Origin of the sequence: Desulfobulbus elongatus DSM 2908 (genome assembly GCF_000621145.1) — a bacterium.
GTDB classification, from domain to species: domain Bacteria; phylum Desulfobacterota; class Desulfobulbia; order Desulfobulbales; family Desulfobulbaceae; genus Desulfobulbus; species Desulfobulbus elongatus.
This window is the reverse complement of the sequence record NZ_JHZB01000100.1, coordinates 1-1,054: the sequence shown is the minus strand read 5'-3', so window position 1 is coordinate 1,054 and position 1,054 is coordinate 1. Positions and strand designations below refer to the sequence as shown.

The window sequence follows — 1,054 nt, the reverse complement described above, 5'->3', positions numbered from 1 at the left end:
GTCCAGCGCCTGGGTCCGCTGCAGCACATCCGTCGGAATCGTCCGCGTGCCGCTCCCACCCATGTCCTTCACCGTCATCACCGGTAGAACGGTGACCTCTTTTCCCGTTTTGGCCTCCTGTTGCGCTGCGATGACCGGATCAGACGTCTGCGCAAAACTGATCCCTGCCGTGACAGCCCCCGATCCCAACAGAAGCGAACAGACTGTTCCGACCAGCGGCCATCGCTGGCCGAACAGAGTATGTCTCCTGTTGTTCCATGAAACCACACCACCCGTTGTGCCAAGGTTCGCACCTTGCGCCGCCTTGTCCTGCATAATCCCTCCTCTGCCATTCGATGCACTGTCGCCGTGCGACATCTCACACCACGCCCACACGGTTCAACTTGATGAAAAAATATCAGCAATTATAAAATTTTTAATTTAGACTAACAAAAAAACGCACACGTCCCCCAGCAACCCGCCGCTCCCGCGCGGGACCATCAGCACCGCTCACCCCGTCCGGGCATCTACCGGACAGGGTTTGGCGAAATGCCCTGGCCGCCCTCTCCTAAAACCGGTACATCACCATGAACCGAAGTTCACGGCCGGGTTCCAGAAGAGTCCCGTTGTCACCGGCAATGGATGTGTGCTCGCTATACCGATGGTCGAGCACATTCCGCAGCATCACCGCACAGCGCAGATCCGGATATTGCGCAGGCCGCCAGGCGGCCTGCAAATCGAGCACGGTATAGCCTGCCCTTGCCCCCGCTTCTCCCGAAACAGCATCTTCCAGGTTGCTGACCCACGTCCAGGTCCAGCCGGCGGCGACATTGGGCCGAATCTGCCAGCGGTTATCCCAAACCAACCGATCACCCATGGACGCGGCCTTTCTCCGAAGAACAGATACCGGGTTGCCGTATTGGTCCTCAATATCGATATGGGTGAACGCCAGGGTGGTGTCATACTGGGCAATGCCCCAGCCAATCCGGAACTCCCATCCCTTGGAGTAGACCGTATCCGGGTTGTTCCAGATCTTGGTCACCGCACCGCCACCGCCACCGACCCGCTCGATCGT

2 protein-coding genes are annotated in these 1,054 nt (G+C 58.8%); both read right to left on the bottom strand.

Annotated features, from left to right (window positions below; genetic code table 11):
- Positions 1-315 (bottom strand): hypothetical protein (locus Q362_RS21720; RefSeq protein ID WP_035217179.1); only part of this gene is annotated, 315 nt, incomplete at its 3' end.
- Positions 316-547: 232 nt separating this feature from the next.
- Positions 548-1,054, bottom strand: a 507-nt coding sequence (locus Q362_RS21715) for a TonB-dependent receptor domain-containing protein (protein WP_035217177.1), incomplete at its 5' end; no start/stop codon positions are given.